Annotated in this window: 18 protein-coding genes; 7 read left to right on the top strand and 11 right to left on the bottom strand. The window is 67.2% G+C overall.

The features are described from left to right. Positions 1-9: 9 nt before the first annotated feature. Positions 10-666 (bottom strand): TetR/AcrR family transcriptional regulator, encoded by a 657-nt coding sequence (locus OHS03_RS05050; protein WP_328661151.1) that lies wholly within the window; start codon positions 664-666, stop codon positions 10-12. 66 nt (positions 667-732) lie between these two features. On the opposite strand from OHS03_RS05050, the gene OHS03_RS05045 reads away from it, so the two are divergent. Continuing rightward, positions 733-2,169 (top strand): MFS transporter, encoded by a 1,437-nt coding sequence (locus tag OHS03_RS05045; RefSeq protein WP_328661150.1) that lies wholly within the window; start codon positions 733-735, stop codon positions 2,167-2,169. An 11-nt stretch (positions 2,170-2,180) separates the two neighbouring features. After that, on the top strand, positions 2,181-2,561 hold the full coding sequence (locus OHS03_RS05040) for a cupin domain-containing protein (RefSeq protein ID WP_056824489.1): 381 nt from the start codon (positions 2,181-2,183) through the stop codon (positions 2,559-2,561). A gap of 76 nt (positions 2,562-2,637) precedes the next feature. On the opposite strand, the gene OHS03_RS05035 is transcribed toward OHS03_RS05040, so the two are convergent. From OHS03_RS05035 to OHS03_RS05025, 3 genes are all read right to left on the bottom strand, one after another. After that, a complete protein-coding gene (locus tag OHS03_RS05035) occupies positions 2,638-3,090 on the bottom strand; it encodes a universal stress protein (protein ID WP_328661148.1) in 453 nt (150 codons plus the stop codon). Between the two features lie 268 nt (positions 3,091-3,358). After that, the gene (locus tag OHS03_RS05030; RefSeq protein ID WP_328661145.1) at positions 3,359-3,790 is read right to left on the bottom strand and encodes a hypothetical protein; all 432 of its coding nucleotides are present in this window, start codon (positions 3,788-3,790) and stop codon (positions 3,359-3,361) included. Between the two features lie 130 nt (positions 3,791-3,920). Further along, the gene (locus OHS03_RS05025; protein WP_328661142.1) at positions 3,921-4,760 is read right to left on the bottom strand and encodes a DUF6597 domain-containing transcriptional factor; all 840 of its coding nucleotides are present in this window, start codon (positions 4,758-4,760) and stop codon (positions 3,921-3,923) included. Positions 4,761-4,822: 62 nt separating this feature from the next. On the opposite strand from OHS03_RS05025, the gene OHS03_RS05020 reads away from it, so the two are divergent. Beyond that, a complete protein-coding gene (locus OHS03_RS05020; protein ID WP_056824502.1) occupies positions 4,823-5,290 on the top strand; it encodes a VOC family protein in 468 nt (155 codons plus the stop codon). A 33-nt stretch (positions 5,291-5,323) separates the two neighbouring features. Here the strand turns inward: OHS03_RS05020 and uvrB are convergent, their stop codons facing one another. Continuing rightward, positions 5,324-7,504, bottom strand: a complete 2,181-nt coding sequence (gene uvrB, locus OHS03_RS05015) for an excinuclease ABC subunit UvrB (RefSeq protein WP_056824505.1) — start codon at positions 7,502-7,504, stop codon at positions 5,324-5,326. 372 nt (positions 7,505-7,876) lie between these two features. Between uvrB and OHS03_RS05010 the strand changes: the two genes are divergently transcribed. Continuing rightward, the gene (locus tag OHS03_RS05010; RefSeq protein WP_328661141.1) at positions 7,877-8,497 is read left to right on the top strand and encodes a ribonuclease FAU-1 family protein; all 621 of its coding nucleotides are present in this window, start codon (positions 7,877-7,879) and stop codon (positions 8,495-8,497) included. A gap of 46 nt (positions 8,498-8,543) precedes the next feature. Next, positions 8,544-9,095, top strand: coding sequence for a ribonuclease FAU-1 family protein (locus tag OHS03_RS05005; protein WP_063005068.1), 552 nt, complete (start codon positions 8,544-8,546; stop codon positions 9,093-9,095). Positions 9,096-9,123: 28 nt separating this feature from the next. Here OHS03_RS05005 and OHS03_RS05000 read toward each other — a convergent pair whose 3' ends face one another. Further along, positions 9,124-9,555 (bottom strand): hypothetical protein, encoded by a 432-nt coding sequence (locus tag OHS03_RS05000; RefSeq protein WP_328661139.1) that lies wholly within the window; start codon positions 9,553-9,555, stop codon positions 9,124-9,126. A 120-nt stretch (positions 9,556-9,675) separates the two neighbouring features. Continuing rightward, positions 9,676-10,878, bottom strand: coding sequence for a dephospho-CoA kinase (coaE, locus tag OHS03_RS04995; protein WP_328661136.1), 1,203 nt, complete (start codon positions 10,876-10,878; stop codon positions 9,676-9,678). A 149-nt stretch (positions 10,879-11,027) separates the two neighbouring features. On the opposite strand from coaE, the gene OHS03_RS04990 reads away from it, so the two are divergent. Further along, positions 11,028-11,243 (top strand): hypothetical protein, encoded by a 216-nt coding sequence (locus OHS03_RS04990; protein WP_328661134.1) that lies wholly within the window; start codon positions 11,028-11,030, stop codon positions 11,241-11,243. A 37-nt stretch (positions 11,244-11,280) separates the two neighbouring features. On the opposite strand, the gene OHS03_RS04985 is transcribed toward OHS03_RS04990, so the two are convergent. Both OHS03_RS04985 and rpsA read right to left on the bottom strand, forming a co-directional pair. After that, the gene (locus tag OHS03_RS04985) at positions 11,281-12,822 is read right to left on the bottom strand and encodes a phospholipase C (protein ID WP_328661132.1); all 1,542 of its coding nucleotides are present in this window, start codon (positions 12,820-12,822) and stop codon (positions 11,281-11,283) included. Between the two features lie 155 nt (positions 12,823-12,977). Continuing rightward, the gene (gene rpsA, locus OHS03_RS04980) at positions 12,978-14,456 is read right to left on the bottom strand and encodes a 30S ribosomal protein S1 (protein WP_056824523.1); all 1,479 of its coding nucleotides are present in this window, start codon (positions 14,454-14,456) and stop codon (positions 12,978-12,980) included. A 228-nt stretch (positions 14,457-14,684) separates the two neighbouring features. On the opposite strand from rpsA, the gene OHS03_RS04975 reads away from it, so the two are divergent. Continuing rightward, a complete protein-coding gene (locus tag OHS03_RS04975; protein ID WP_328661131.1) occupies positions 14,685-15,533 on the top strand; it encodes a class I SAM-dependent methyltransferase in 849 nt (282 codons plus the stop codon). Here OHS03_RS04975 and OHS03_RS04970 read toward each other — a convergent pair. After that, on the bottom strand, positions 15,530-16,111 hold the full coding sequence (locus tag OHS03_RS04970; RefSeq protein ID WP_328661129.1) for a hypothetical protein: 582 nt from the start codon (positions 16,109-16,111) through the stop codon (positions 15,530-15,532). The two genes, OHS03_RS04975 and OHS03_RS04970, sit on opposite strands and share 4 nt — an antisense overlap. A 4-nt stretch (positions 16,112-16,115) precedes the next feature. Then, positions 16,116-16,466, bottom strand: coding sequence for a hypothetical protein (locus OHS03_RS04965; protein ID WP_328661128.1), 351 nt, complete (start codon positions 16,464-16,466; stop codon positions 16,116-16,118). Positions 16,467-16,547 lie beyond the last annotated feature (81 nt).

Here is a 16,547-nt window from a genome sequence, read left to right as displayed (position 1 = left end):
CGGAGCGCGTCACGCGAGCAAGCCGGTGACCAGCGCCTCCAGGCCGGCGGCGTAGGTGCTGTCGGCGTCGAATTCGGTCCAGCGGGAACCGATCTCGGCCAACCGGGGCAGTTGCTCGGGGTCGAGGTTCGCGAAGACCTCGGCCCGGTAGGTCGGCCCTTCCTCGGCGCGCCGCACCGCTCGGCCGGTGACGATCAGCTCGCCCGCCGTGTAATGCCAGATGGTGCGATACGCGGCCACCGCGCGCTCGAGGGGAAGGCCCGCGGTGATCGCCGCGTCGATGATGGTCTCGGGGAACCACAGCGCCGAGCGGCCGAGCAGGTCGCCGTCGGCGAGCACGTCGACGATCCAGGAGTGGGCCGCGAGGGCGTCGCGCATCGCGGTGGCGGCCACCAGGATTCGCTGCCGCGGGTCGTCCGGGAGCTCGGGCCAGGCAATCGCGTCGGCGTAGTCGTCGAGGAGTAGGCGCAGCAGGTCCTGCTTGTCGCGGACGTGGTGGTAGAGCGCCATCGGCGTGCAGCCGAGTTCGGCGGCGAGCCTGCGCATCGTCAGCTTCTCGACGCCGTCGGCGGCGATCACCCGGTGCGCCGCCGCGACGATGTCCGCGCGGGACATGCGCGCGGGTCTGCCGGTACGCGCTGGTTGATCCGACTGCGAGGTGGGCATGGTCCCATCTTGCCCATGCGAAGGCGGGGTATGGACAAGGGGCTGCGGCGGCGTTAGTTTTTATACGTGTATAAAAACACTTCTCCTTCTCGTCCCGGCACCGCGCTCACCGCGGTCGCCATCGCACAGTTCGTGATCGCCCTCGATATGGCGGTCGTGAATGTGGCGCTTCCGTCGATCGGCGACGCGCTCGGCTTCGCACCGCTCGACCTGGCCTGGGTGGTGCACATCTACGCACTGACCTTCGGCGGTTTCCTGCTGCTCGGCGGCAAGGCGTGTGACCTGTACGGGCGGCGCAGGCTGTTCGCAGGCGGACTGCTCGTCTTCGCGATCGCTTCGCTCGCAGGCGGATTCGCGCAGGAGCCATGGCAGCTGGTGGCCGCGCGAGCTGCGCAGGGCATCGGGGCCGCGGCCATCGCACCGGCCGCACTCGCCACGCTCACCACGACCTTTCCCGAAGGGCCCGCCCGCGTCCGAGCGCTCGGCGTCTGGGGTGGGGTCAACGCCGCGGGTGGCGCGCTCGGCGTGCTCGCCGGCGGACTACTCACCGAGTACGCGAATTGGCGCTGGGTGATGCTGGTCAATATCCCGATCGTCGCGATCACGCTGCTCGCCTTGGTCCGGGGCGTACCCGCCGACGCACCGACGGGTACGCGGGCCCCGCTCGATATCGCCGGCGCGGTGCTGGCGACGGGCGGTATCGGACTACTCGTCACCGGCGTGATCCGCACCGATCACTACGGCTGGGCTTCTCCCGAGACAGGCGTGACCCTCGCCGTAGCGGCAGCGCTCCTCGCGGGTTTCCTCGTGGTCGAGACACGCTCGGCGAACCCGCTGTTGCGGCTGGGTCTTTTCACCAACCGCTGGGTGAGCGGTGCCGACTTGTTCGTCTTCTGCGCCGCCGCGGGCCAGTTCTCGGCTTTCTATCTGGTGTCGTTGTATATGCAGCAGGTGCTGCACATGAGCGCGGGAGCCACCGGGGCGGCTTTCATCCCGTTCTCGCTGTGCGTCATCGTGGGCACCCTCGCCGCGACCCGAATGGCCGTCCACTTCTCCCCCAAGCCACTGCTGTTCGGGGGCGGTCTACTGGCTGCCGTCGGCATCGGCTGGTTCGCACTGATCAGCCATGACGGCGACTTCCTCACCGATGTCCTCGGCCCGTCGATCGTCGGCGGCTTCGGGCTCGGACTCTGCCTCGCGCCCGTCGCGGTGGCAGCCGTCAGCGGCGTGGCACCCGGTGAAGCCGGGATGGCCTCCGGCGCCTTCAACAGCGCCCGCCAACTCGGCGGCAGCGTCGGCGTCGCCGTACTGGCCACCCTCGCGGCGGGTCGTACCGGCGCGAGCGCCGATCCGGTCGCGCTCAACAACGGCTACGCCTTCGCGTTGGCGATCGCCGCTGTGCTGTTCGCCGCTGCCGCGCTCGTCGCGGCCACCGTCCTACCCACCCGGCTCGACCGCACCGAAAACCCGGTCCGCGAGGACATTCCCGCGGTGACCCCCTGAAAGGAATTCCGATGACACCCATCGATCTGTTCGCCCGCGCCCTGCACTTCCAGCCGGAGGGCGCGGTGCGCTCGGGCCCGCGCCGGATGGCCGCCGAGTCGGGCGGCTGGCAACTGGCCACCTTCCATGTCGACACCGACGCCGACGTCCACGCCGACCAGTGGGAGATGCACCCATCCAGCGAGGAAGCGGTGTGCTGCCTCGCCGGTTCGCTGCGGCTCTACCTGCGACCGGAGAGTCCGGGCGAGGCGGAAACCGCGGTGCGACTCACGGCGGGAACCGCGTTCCTCGTGCCGCGCAACCGCTGGCACAGAATCGAACTCGACGAGCCGTCCGACATCATGTCGATCGGGCTGCGCGGCGGTACCCGGCAGGAGCCCGTCGCAGGCTGACCGGTGGCTACCGCCGAAAAAGGTCGAGGGCGCCGGTTTCCCGGCGCCCTCGACCTCGTGCAGTACCGACTGTGAACTAGCGGACGGTGTGCACGATCAGTACGTCCGAACGGGACTTGCGGGCTACATCCGAGGGGACGGAGCCGAGCAGGCGCCCGGTGAGGGTGTTCAGGCCTCGGTTGCCGACGACGAGCAGGTCCGCGTCCACCTCGTTGACGAGGTCGAGCAGCGAATCCACCGGCTCACCGACGATCGCGCGATCGACGATGTCCTTCGCACCGGCGGCCACGGCCTTCTCCCGGGCGACAAGCAGGATCTCGTTGGTCGGGGCCGAGCCACGGACCTGGTAGGCCTCGTCCTTGAGCACATCGGCGGCGGCGGCGACGTCGCGATCGTCGGTCGGGAAGAAGGCGCAGGCCAGCACGAGAGTTGCCCCCGCGTCCCCGGCGAGCGCCGCGGCCTTCTCCACCGCCACGTACGACGAATCCGAGCCATCAGTACCGACGACAATGGTCCGGTAGGCGGTCATCTCTCCTCCAACTTGGTCGGTGCCAGCACCGAACCACTCGGGAATCGAGCGTCAGCGCGGCAATTGGCTCGACCCTAACGCCAAATCAGGCCGATTTATCAGAAATCGCAACAGATCACACCGGGAGTGTTGACGCCACTACCCGTGGTCACGGTGGCCTTCGCGACAGTGGAGAAGATCGACCTGCGGCAATAAGACCGCAGATCGAAGAAATTGTGGCCTATCACAACACAATCAACACCGCAGTGCGCCTGGGACTTTGATCACATCAGCCGGAGAAACTCGGGAGCCCGCAGGCGGCGCTTCCGGTACCGGTATTCGGGGCGACGGTCACCGAGGCGGGGGTGATCCACCAGACCCTGAGGTGATTGTCGACCTTCGCCGTCACCTCGTGCGCGCCGGCGGCGGTGGGACGCCACGAGGTCTTGGTCTCGCCGATCGTCGGGACCTCGACCGTACCGATCACCGCGCCGTTGTCGTAGAAGGTCACCGGGGCGCCGGTATTGCCGGAGCTGTAGCCGACGACATTGACCGCGACCAGGGTGTAGGAACAGCCGACCTGCGGATCGGAGCTCGATACGCTGACCCATTGGCCGTCCGAGATATCGGCGTGCGCGCCCGGTGCGAGCAAGGCCGTGGCGGCCGATGCGGTCGCGAGAGCGGCGCCGAAACGCGAGATACGGGCGAAAGATGTTGTCACTTGTTGATGTCCTGACTTCTCCACGCAGCAGCTGCCGCTGCGAATGCGCAGACACTATCGACGAACGCCGCCGTCTTTAGTTGGAATGCCAATATTTCAGACCCCCTACTTCTGGGGTCTGTACGCACGATCACCGCGCGGCGGGGACCGCGCTCACCGCCTGTGCGCTGCGGGCATATTCCATCGGTGACATCCCGATCTCGGCGGTGAATTCGCGACTGAAATGCGCCTGGTCGAAATAGCCGAGCTCGGCGGCCAGTACCGCGAGATCAGGGCGGCCGCGCGCGAGCAGGTCTGCGGCGTCTTGTAATCGGAACCGGCACAGCACCCATTTCGGGCCTGCCCCGACATAGCGGCGGAACAACCGTTGCAGGGTGCGGATCGGGATCGCGAAACGATCGGTGACCTGGTCGACCCTGGTCAGCTCCGGATCCTCGGCCATGGCCGTGACAATGCGCGTCACCAGCGCGTAGTGCGGATCGTCGGTGCGACCGCGGCCCGCGAAGAATTCCTCGACGATGACCCGCCTGCACTCGTCGGACTGTTCGGCCAGCACCCACTCGGCCAACCCCGCCGCCTCGGGTATCACCGCGCCCAGCGGCGCCGAATCATCGCGCAGGGCTCCCACATCCATGCCGGTGAAGGCACCGAAGCCGCCGGGGGCGAACCGGATACCGAAAGTCTCACCTTCCCCGGCGAGTTCACGCACGTATTTCGTCGTGCACACCCCGTTGACGAAGCCACCGGTGCGGGTGGCGCTGCGCTCGAAGGTGACATTCACACACGGAAACGACAGCACCTCGGCCGAATAACTGGGCTGCCCGCGCAAATCCCAGCGCACCACCCAATACCGGTCCGCGAACTCGGCCAGCGCGGGCCCGACCCCGAGCCGGTTCAGCGATCGGTGTCTGGCCTGCTCCTCGGGGTGCAGAATTCCTTTCACATCACCGGGATCCGGCGCCGCCGTCATCACCGGCCGATCTGTCGCGTTCTTACAAGACGGGCCGTCAGCGCCGGAGCAGGATCGTAGTCATGACCAATCCCGTTGCGCCCATTCCGGAGGGCTACCACTCCATCACCTGTTTCCTGGCCGTACCGGACGGAAACGCGGCCATCGACTTCTACACCGCGGTCTTCGAGGCCAAGGTGCTCAGCCGCGCCGATCAGCCCGACGGCCAGCCTGCGCACGCCGAACTGCTCATCGGTGATTCCACCCTGCAGCTCGGGATGCCCATCCCCGACAGCAATGTTCGCGCGCCGCAGGACTGGGTGCACACCTCGGTGGTGCACTACTGCCCCGATGTGGACGCGGTGATCGCCCGTGCGCTCGAACACGGTGCCCGCAGCGCCGAGGAGCCGCAGACCTTCGTCACCGGCGATCGCTTCGGTGTGGTGATCGACCCCTTCGGCCACCGCTGGGCGGTGATCACCCGCGTCGAGGACGTCTCCAAAGAAGAGGCCGACCGCCGCGTCGCCGCCTGGATGGCAGAGCAGGGTTGACGGCGTGCGCCGCGGGGCTCGGCTCGGCATCGCTCAGCTGAGCCCCGCGGCGTCCATGCCGCGCAGCTCCTTCTTCAGGTCGGCGATCTCGTCACGCAACCGGCCCGCCAGCTCGAACTGCAGTTCGCGGGCCGCGTTCATCATCTGCGCGGTGAGTTCGGTGACCAGGTTGGCCAATTCGGCGCGTGGCATCGACTTCACGTCGCGTTCGGCGTAGATGCCCGAGCTGACCGCCCGGCCCGGCTCGCCCTGGGCTCGCCTGCCGCGGCTGGCGTTGCGACCCGAGCCGCCGACGGCCACTTCGTCGTCGGCCTCGAGATACACCTGGTCGAGGATGTCGGCGATCTTCTTGCGCAGCGGCTGCGGGTCGAGGCCGTGTTCGGTGTTGTAGGCGATCTGTTTGGCACGGCGCCGGTCGGTCTCCTCGATGGCGTGCTGCATCGAGTCGGTGATCTTGTCCGCGTACATGTGCACCTCGCCGGACACATTGCGCGCCGCGCGGCCGATGGTCTGGATGAGGCTGGTGCTCGACCGCAGGAAGCCTTCCTTGTCGGCGTCGAGGATCGCCACCAGCGACACCTCGGGCAGGTCGAGGCCCTCACGCAGCAGGTTGATGCCGACGAGCACGTCGTATTCGCCAAGGCGCAGCTGCCGGAGCAGTTCCACGCGGCGCAGCGTGTCGATCTCGGAGTGCAGGTAGCGGACCTTCACGCCGAGGCCGAGCAGGTAATCGGTGAGGTCTTCGGACATCTTCTTGGTGAGCGTGGTGACAAGGACCCGCTCGTTGCGCTCCGCGCGCTCGCGGATCTCGTGCACCAGGTCGTCGATCTGTCCCTTGGTGGGCTTGACCACGACCTTCGGATCGACCAGACCGGTCGGGCGGATGACCTGCTCGACCACCTCGCCACCGACCTGCCCCAGCTCGTAGTTGCCGGGAGTCGCCGACAGATACACCGCCTGACCGATTCGCCCGGCGAACTCCTCCCAGGTCAGTGGGCGATTGTCGACCGCCGAGGGCAACCGGAAACCGAAATCGACCAGGTTGCGCTTGCGCGACATGTCACCTTCGAACATGCCGCCGATCTGCGGCACCGTGACGTGCGATTCGTCGATCACCAACAGGAAATCGTCGGGGAAGTAGTCGAGCAGGGTGGCCGGCGCCGAACCTGCCGGGCGCCCGTCGATGTGGCGCGAATAGTTCTCGATACCCGAGCAGAAGCCGACCTGACGGATCATCTCCAGGTCGTATTCTGTGCGCATGCGCAACCGCTGGGCCTCGAGCAACTTGCCCTGACGCTCGAATTCCTCCAGCCGCGCGGCCAGTTCGGACTCGATGTCGCCGACCGCCCGTTCCATCCGCTCCGGCCCCGCCACGTAGTGGGTGGCCGGAAAGATGCGCGCCGAATCGACTTGGCGCACAACATCACCGGTGAGGGGATGCAGGTAGTAGAGCGCCTCGATCTCGTCGCCGAAGAACTCTATGCGGATCGCCAGCTCCTCATAGGACGGGATGATCTCGACGGTGTCGCCGCGCACCCGGAACGAGCCACGGGTGAACGCCATATCGTTGCGGGTGTACTGCACGTCGACGAGCAGGCGCAGCAATGCGTCGCGGTCGATCTCGCCGCCGACTTCGAGCTGCACCGACCGATCCAGATACGACTGCGGGGTGCCGAGGCCGTAGATGCACGACACCGACGCGACCACGACGACATCGCGACGCGAGAGCAGACTCGAGGTGGCCGAGTGCCGCAGCCGCTCGACGTCGTCGTTGATCGAGCTGTCCTTCTCGATGTAGGTGTCGGTCTGGGCGATGTACGCCTCGGGTTGGTAGTAGTCGTAGTACGAGACGAAGTACTCGACCGCGTTGTTGGGCAGCATCTCGCGCAGTTCGTTGGCGAGCTGCGCGGCGAGGGTCTTGTTCGGCGCCATCACCAGGGTGGGCCGCTGCAACTTCTCGATCAGCCACGCGGTGGTGGCCGATTTACCGGTACCGGTGGCGCCGAGCAGGACGACGTCCTTCTCCCCCGCGTTCACCCGGCGCTCGAGCTCCGCGATGGCCGCGGGCTGGTCGCCGGCGGGTGAGTACTCGCTGACCACCTCGAACCGGGCGCCCGAGCGCTCGATCGTGCCGACGGGGCGGTGTTCGGAATGGGCGATCGGGTGACCCCGCTCTTCGTACCCTTCCGTCGGGATCTCGGTTGCGAATGCCATGGACCCAGCTTAGGCGCGACCACTGACACGTTTCGGCTCCGGCGAGCAGGCTCCCGTTCGCCACACCACGCGCCGCGCCGACGACCGTCGGTCACGTCGTTGTCGTTCCCGTGAACTTCTGCTCATCGATACCGTCACAGCGCTGCGCGAAGATGACGACGATCACTGGCACGCAAACCGACGGCGACTGCCATTTCCCCTGGTACAGGCGATCGCGTTCGAACGCGGCGAATGCCCGGCACTTCGCCCGATGTCCGAAAAGTCCTTTGTCCCAATGATATTCGACGAGCGTGGTCGCGAATCGAACCCGCCACACACCCCGACGCGGGCGTACCCTGAGTTGATCATCGGCACGTGGTGAAGGACAAGGCCATGAGCGTTCTGCTTCCCCTGCTCGTCGCGGCTCCAGCGGTAACCGGGTTCGCCGGTTATTTCGCCAGAGAGATACGCGGCCCGCACGCACCGCCCACTGATCCGACGCTCGTTTCACCCTCCGCCAGACCCCGGGTCGAGTACTTCGACCTCGCCGAGCTGACCAGTACCGACGCCAAGGGCTACATCCACTCGGTCGACCGGTACGAGGTACAGCCATGGGGGGTCTACCTGGCCCGCATCCTCGACCGGCCGCACGGTCGCTACGAGGAGTCGTGGATGTTGCCCGGCCACGCCGTTCGCGCCACCATCAGCCACGATCGGCCCGGCCATCACCGCAGCCACGACTACGTGCTCGACATCGTCGAGTTCGTCCAGGTCGGGCCGAAACGGTGGCGGGCCACCGACTACTTCCTCGACATCGCGGTGCGGCGCGGCCGGTCGTCGACCCTGTCCGGGTCGAGCGAACTGCTCGCCGCGCACGCCGCGGGCCATGTCGACACCGAGCACGCCGATCTGGCCTTCGAACGCGCCGCTCGCGTGCTCGACGGCTTGGCCGCCAACGACCACGATGTCGAACAGTGGCTGCGCTCCCGCGACATCACGCTGACCTGGATGTAGCCGGCGACCGGGCGAGGGTTCGCCAGCGCCGGTAGATTCTGCGCTCATGACGCAGGCATCCACCGTGCACGTGCATCCACCCAAGGTGGAGTACTTCGACGTCGCGGCCAGAACCAACACCGACCCCAAGGGCTTCGTCCGGCCGGTGGAGATCTATCGGGTGGAGCCGTGGGGCCTGTACATGGGTCGTCACTCCGATCACGCGCACTTCCACTACCTGGAATCGTGGGTGCTGCCCGATCTGTCGCTGCGGGCGTCGAAGCTCCACTACAACCCCGGCGTCGAACAGTGGCAGGACATCTATGTCGATGTCGGCGCGTTCACCAGGGAGTCGCCGACGCTGTGGCGCTCGGTCGACCACTATCTCGATCTGCTGGTGCGCACCCGACGTGACGTGCGGCTCGTCGATGTGGACGAACTGCTGGCCGCGCACACCGACGGTCTGCTCGACGCCGCGCAATGCCAGGCCGCGATCGAACACGCGACCGCCGCGATCGACGGGATCGCCGCGCACGGGTATTCCCTCGAGGATTGGCTGAGCACCTTCGGGATGACCCTGACCTGGCGACGAAACGACGAACCGCCCGGCCCTCGGTAAGGGTCCGGGCGGTTTCGCGGAGTCGGTGTCAGCCTGCCGACAGGCTCGGGAACAGATCCGCGAGGCCGCCGCCGCACGACGCGCTGCCGGTGCTGCCCGCCGCGCCGACAGTGATGGTGATCGTGTCACTGATCAGCAGCTGACGAGCCTCGAGCTTGTGCTGGCCCGCCGTGGTCGGCTTCCAAGTGATGCTCACCGTGCCCGACAGCAGCGACGGCGACACCGGGCTGCCCGGGATATCCACCCCGTTGTCGGTGAACTTCACCGAGGTCAGCCGGTCGACCTCGACGCTAGCGGTCAACTTGTAGCTGCAACCGACCTTGTGGTCGGTTCCGGCCACGGCGAGATTGCCGACCCAGGCCGAGGCCTGCGGAGCGGCCAGCACGAGGCTGGCGGCCACGGCGCCGAGGGCGGTGATGCCGAAGCCCGCACGGCCGAACTGACGGTGATGTGTTGTCATAGGCGCTACAACTTCCCTGTGAATCGAGTCACCCTGTAGTGACTTCGCACAATTTACACAGCGCGCTGTAGCGTGCGGACAGTTTCCGAAACATTGATGTTTAACAGATTGGTACGCGGTTCACGCGCGGGCACGGGCCCACTCGGTGACCACCGGATAGACCGCGTCGAACCATGGTTCCTTCACCACGTAGTAGGCATCACCGGCCGCGTCATGGGTCAGATCCGCCGCCGCGAGCTCGGCCCCCCGCTTGACCGCCAGATACTCCGCCCGCGCGCTGTCGTTCGACCGCAACCAGTCGCGCAGGTCGAGCGCGAACCGCTGACCCAGTGAATCCTGCACGCGCAGATGGATATTGGCGGGTCGGCCGGGATCGGCATTGCCGTGCAGGCGTTTTCCCCACCGGGCGAGGTCGGCGCCTTCGGGATCCCCCTCGCTCGGCTTCGGATTGTCGTGCGTCACCCGAGTGGCCAGCGGGAATCCGGCCGCCGTCAGGGCGTCGGTCAGCGATTCGGCCGTGGCCATGTCGGCCACCGTCACCTGGATGTCGATGATGTCCTTGGCCGGCAGGCCGTGCACCGCGGTCGATCCGACGTGATCGATGCGCACCGCCGACGCACCGCACGCCAGATGCAGCCGGGCGATGATCCTGCGCGCCTGCACGTCCCATTCCGGGTCGGTGACGAGGCGGTAGTCGGCGCGCGCGCGGACGCCCTCACGCTGATTGCGCTCGAACGGCACCAACCGTCGCGTCCACAGCTCCCGGACCTGCTCCTCGACCACCTCCGGTGCGCCGTTGTTGTCGAGCCACACATCGGCGACCGCGCGGCGCTGTTCGTCGGTGGCCTGCGCGGCGATCCTGACTCGCGCGTCCGCTTCGGCCACCCCGCGGTGTTCGACCAGTCTGCGCAGCCGGGTCTCCTCCTCGGCCCCGACCACTACGACGAGCTGCATCAGCGGCGCGAGCCCGTTCTCCACGAGCAGCGGAATATCCTGCACCACAATGGCATCCGTGGGCGCGTCGCCGATCAGTTCCGCAGTGCGGGCACCGACCAGCGGGTGGGTGATGGCGTTGAGCTTGCCCCGCGACACATCATCGGCGAAGGCGACCGCGGCCAGCGCGGGCCGGTCGAGACTGCCGTCGGGGCTCAGGATTCGCTCACCGAACTCCTCGACCAGCGCGGTCAGGCCCGGCGTGCCGGGGGCGACGACCTCGCGAGCGATCGCGTCGGAGTCGATGAGCACCGCCCCTAGCTCGACCAGTGTCCGCGCCACTGTGGATTTACCCGCTCCCATGCCTCCGGTGAGGCCGATCCGCAACATGGGCACAGTCTCGCATCCCGACCGACGGGCCGGGGCAGGTCCCACGACACGCCCACGCGCGGAGCGGCGGGAGATCCCCGGCCGGGCGCGTCGAGTGGATTAATCTACCGCGCAGGCGAGAAGGCCGCACGACTACCGACGGGATGATCATGGGTACCAGGAACGACCGGACGGCTCGCCACCGTCTCGGCATGCCGGGCGGTGTGCACTGCATCGAATTCCCCGCCGTGGCAGCAACTCTCGCCGAATATCGACGCTCCTGGTTCAGCACCCTGCTCTCCCCCGCCAGACACAGCTTCGCCGCGATGCGCAAACGCCCCAGCATGGCCACCGGCTACTGGTCGCCCGCCGCGGCCGCGAACTGATCGGTGGGCCCGGCGCAGCGCCGAGCCCACCACCGGCTCACGCCCCGATGAGACCACTCGGCGCGCGACGGGTGCCCGGCTGTTGCGTCGGCATCGCATTCGGCGGCACCGGGTACGGCACACCCCGCCCCAGGCTGCCCGCCGCGATATTCGGACCACACTGCGCGATCGCCGCGTCGGCCTTGGGCCGCGGGTCGGGCAGCACCGGTTTCGCGGCGTTCGGCGCCGCCGCGAAGTCGAACGTGGAGGTCATGTCGCCGGTGATGCCGCGTCGCCAGGCGGTCAGGTTCGGCACGTCGACACCGAATCTGGTTTCCAGCAAACGCAATTGGGACGTGTGGTCGAAGGTCTGGGATGCCACCAGCCCACCTCGACTGTACGGCGAGATCACCATGCACGGCACCCGATAACCCAGTCCGATGGGGCCGGTGATCCCGCCCGCCGCAGGCACCCGATCCAGTGGCACCGTCAGGAATTCACCCGGGGTGCCGGGCGGTGGGGTCGGTGGGGTGACGTGGTCGAAGAAGCCGCCGTTCTCGTCGTAGCTGATGATCAGCGCGGTCTTCTCCCACACCGCCGGATTCGAGGTGAGGATATCGAGGAGCTGCACGATCCCGAGCGCGCCGAAAGCCGCGGGCAGCGCGGGATGTTCGCAGTGCAGGAGCGACGGCACCACCCAGGACACCGCGGGCAGGGTGTTGCCGGCGACGTCGGCCTGGAAGTCGTTCGGGTAGGTCGGTGCGATACCACGACGCGCCAGTTCGGAATTCGGGTCGGCGGCCTGAGTGAAGCAACCCATCATGCCGTCCAGGATCATCGAGGAGGCCGGACCGGCATCGCGATTGCTGTAGATCTTCCACGGGACCCCACCCTCGGACAGGTTCTCCGGGTAGGTGCGCCAGCTGTAGACGTTCTTCGGGATCAGCGTCGGCGTCTCCACCAGCGGACCGCCCGCCAGGCCGTCGGGGTCGATGCTCGCGCTCATCCAGTACAGCCGGTTGGGGTCGGTGGGACCGAGCACCGAGCAGTGGTAGTTGTCGCAGAGGGTGAATGCCTGCGCGAGCTCGGTGTGAATCGGAATGTCTTCCGGCAGGTAGTAACCCATCGCCGCGGGCGCGTTGCCGGGCCCGACCGAGGCCACCGACATCGGCATCCAGCCGTCGTTGCGCCCGTCGTTGAATGCCTTGTGCATGCCGGGCCAGGTGTGGTCGGGGTCGTTGATGCACTCCCCGTCCAGGGTGGCGCCGCGGGTGGTGTCGAGCCGAAACGGTTCGACGAAACCCGCTGCGGTGGGCCCGATTCCGGGCGACCACCCGAACTGACGCCACGACGCGGACGCCTCACCGAACCCGCGCACCCCCGACATGGTGCCGAAATAGTGGTCGAAGGACCGGTTCTCCTGCATGAGCAAGACGAAATGCTCGATGTCGCCGAGCCCGCCCATGCCGGCCGGATCGGCGGCAAAAGCTCGGTCGATGATCGGATTCGCCCAGGTGGCAAGCGTTCCCACCGCACCGGCGGCCATAGCCTTCGCAAGGAATTGTCGCCGGTTGAGACCGGCGAAGGGACCAGAACTCATCGTGGATGGAGCACCTTTCCCGTAGGGGATGGAGCAATCGCGCACACGCTACACCCACCGGAAAAGGCCGAAGGCCCCGGTCCGTGTGGACCGGGGCCTTCGGTAGTGCAGTTGTCGATTCAGCCGTTACCGGTGAATCAGGCGTTGCCGCTCACTCAGGCGTTGCCGCTGAGCTTCTCCCGCAGAGCCGCGAGCTGGGCATCGCTGGCCAGCGAGCCGCCCGTGGACTCGGCCGGACCGGAGGTGGACGCAGCCGCGCTGCCACCGGTCTCGGAGGAGTAGTTGCCCGCGACGGGACCGCCAGCGGCGGCCTCGGCGGCAGCGTCGGCTGCCATCTTCTCCATCTGAGCAGTGTGCATCTTGTGGCGACGCTCGGCCTCGGCGTAGCGGCCTTCCCACTCTTCACGCTGCTTGTCGAACCCGTCGAGCCATTCGTTGGTCTCGGGATCGAAGCCCTCGGGGAAGATGTAGTTGCCCGCATCGTCGTAGCTGTCGGCCATGCCGTACTTCGACGGGTCGAACTCGGCGTTGTAGTCCTCGTTCGCCTGCTTCAGCGACAGCGAGATACGACGACGCTCGAGGTCGATGTCGATGACCTTGACCATGGCGTCGTCGCCGACGGCCACAACCTGGTCCGGGACCTCGACGTGGCGCTCGGCCAGCTCGGAGATGTGAACCAGGCCCTCGATGCCCTCTTCGACGCGCACGAAGGCACCGAAGGGAACCAGCTTGGTGACCTTGCCGGGCACGATCTGGCCGATGGCGTGGGTCCGGGCGAACTGACGCCACGGGTCTTCCTGAGTCGCCTTGAGCGACAGGGAGACGCGCTCGCGGTCCAGGTCGACGTCGAGAACCTCGACGGTGACCTCGTTGCCGACCTCGACAACCTCGGACGGGTGGTCGATGTGCTTCCAGGACAGCTCGGAGACGTGCACCAGGCCGTCGACGCCACCCAGGTCCACGAAGGCACCGAAGTTGACGATGGAGGACACGACGCCCTTGCGGACCTGGCCCTTCTGGAGCTGGTGCAGGAACTCGCTGCGGACCTCGGACTGGGTCTGCTCGAGCCAGGCGCGACGCGACAGAACCACGTTGTTGCGGTTCTTGTCGAGCTCGATGATCTTGGCCTCGATCTCCTTGCCGACGTACGGCTGGAGGTCGCGGACACGACGCATCTCGACGAGCGAGGCGGGCAGGAAGCCACGAAGACCGATGTCGAGGATCAGGCCGCCCTTGACGACCTCGATGACGGTGCCCTTGACGGCCTCGTCCTTCTCCTTGAGCTCCTCGATCGTGCCCCACGCGCGCTCGTACTGCGCCCGCTTCTTCGACAGGATCAGGCGGCCTTCCTTGTCCTCCTTCGTGAGGACCAGGGCCTCGACCGCGTCGCCCACGGAAACGACCTCGTTCGGGTCGACGTCGTGCTTGATGGAGAGCTCGCGGGAGGGGATGACACCTTCGGTCTTGTAACCGATGTCGAGCAGGACCTCGTCACGATCGACCTTGACGATGGTGCCTTCGACGATGTCACCATCGTTGAAGTACTTGATCGTTGCGTCGATGGCGGCCAGGAAATCCTCGGCGGAGCCAATATCGTTAATGGCTACCTGCGGCGAGGTGACGGTGGTGGGCATATGTGGGTTTGCTCCGGACGGATTGTGGTCGGTTGCGGACATTGGATCTTTCGGTACGCTGCGAGATCACCGCGACGACGCGACGAAGGGATACCGGTAAAGTATCGCACGGACCGTCGCACTTGCCGCTGATCAACTTCAGCGTCCCTCTACAGCGTGCATCAGCCTACGCGACCCGCGCCGAGCCGGGCAAACCACCCCCCGCACCACGCCGATACCCTGTTCGGCGTGTCCGACGACGAACGCCACGCGCAGGCCAACGCGCTACTCGGTACCTCAGCAACCACTCGAACCAAGATCGACTCGCGCGACAGCGAGCGCGCGAATCGCCGCTGGTGGGACGCCGACGCCGAGCAGTACCACCGGACCCACGCCGACTTCCTCGGCGTCGACTCCCCGGGCGGTGAGTTCGTGTGGTGCCCGGAGGGCCTGCACGAGGGTGACATGGGCTTCCTCGGTGACGTGACCGGCAAGACGATCCTGGAGATCGGCTGCGGTTCGGCGCCGTGCTCGCGATGGCTGGCAGGCCACGGCGCGTTCCCGGTCGGGCTCGATGTGTCGATGGGGATGCTGGAGCGTGGCGTGGCCGCGATGGATCAGGGCGGACCGCGGGTGCCGCTGGTTCAGGCGGGGGCCGAGGCACTCCCCTTCGCCGACGCGTCGTTCGACCTGGCCTGCTCGGCGTTCGGCGGCGTGCCGTTCGTCGCCGACTCGGCGCTGGTGATGCGCGAGGTGGCGCGGGTGTTGCGGCCGGGCGGGCGCTGGGTGTTCTCGGTGAACCATCCGATGCGCTGGATCTTCCCCGACGATCCGGGCCAGGCGGGGCTCACCGCGACGATCCCCTATTTCGACCGCACTCCTTATGTAGAGGTCGACGGGGACGGAGTGCCGACCTACGCCGAGCACCATCGCACGATCGGCGACCGCGTCCGCGAGATCGTCGGAGCCGGCCTGCACCTGGTCGACATCGTGGAACCGGACTGGCCGGAATGGCTCGACCGCGAATGGGGCCAGTGGTCGCCGCTGCGCGGACAGATCTTCCCCGGCACCGCCATCTTCATCGCCGAGAAGCCCTAGAACTCCGGGAGCGCGGCGAAGGACGGGTCGACGCGCACATTCGGCACCGTGTCGGCGACCCAGCGGCGCGCCCTGGTCAGGGCGTGGTCGGGGAACTCGACATCGAAGCGGACGTCGTCGGACAGTAGATAGGGCAACCGGCCACGCAGGCCGGGCGCGTACGGGTGGGGCGGGCACATCTCGTCGCGTCGCACTTGCCGCCCGATCGCGGTCTCGCGCGCACCGGGCACACCGGTCTCGGGGCAGATGACCTGGAACACCGCCGAACACCGGTCCTTGGGCACCACGATCGACGCCGCGAAGACGAGCTCGCCGCGCGGACCCCCGAGCTGGGTCTTCTCCACCCGCAACAGGGCGGGCAACTGGTCGACCCACACCACGAACGCCTCGATCAGGCAGCCGGTCCGTGCGTGGTGCTCGGCCAGTCGCCTGCGTAACCGTTTCAGGTCGTCGAGTCGAGCGGGCAGGTCGGGCACGCCGTTGACATAGTTCAGCGCGACGACGTCACGAGTGGCCGGATTCCCCCAGGTCGTGTCGTCCAACTGTTGCATTCCAGGAATGTCGAACGAGATGGGCACCGGATCAATTTACCGGCGCTGTCGACTTCGGTTGTCCCCGTGCGGCGCTCGGCGCGTCGATCAGGGGACGAACGCGCTCTTCGACCAAATCGACGAGCCAGGCTTCGTGATCGATCACCATCGCGCGGCTGCGCGGGGTGGCGAGCACGGACGCCAACGCGGTGCGAAACGCCTCGGCGGCCGAGCGGTCGTCGAAATCGAGATCGATGAGCACCCGCTGTGGTGTATCCGCGACCCGGCCGACGCGGTAGCCCCGCACCCCGTTGTCGGCGCGGAACCGCTCGAACTGGTCGAACGCGGCCTTCCAGTCGTCGTAGTCGCGAACGGTGTTGTCGATGTGCAAGGTGACGGTCATGATGGCCTCCGTTGTCGTGCCGAGTGGGATATCTCGATCATCGGCCCGTCCGGAGCGCCGCAACATCCCTGATCCTGGGGG

The organism is Nocardia salmonicida, assembly GCF_036142455.1.
Lineage (GTDB): Bacteria > Actinomycetota > Actinomycetes > Mycobacteriales > Mycobacteriaceae > Nocardia > Nocardia salmonicida.
The sequence above is the reverse complement of the archived record's forward strand: the minus strand, read 5'-3'. Positions and strand labels throughout refer to the sequence as shown.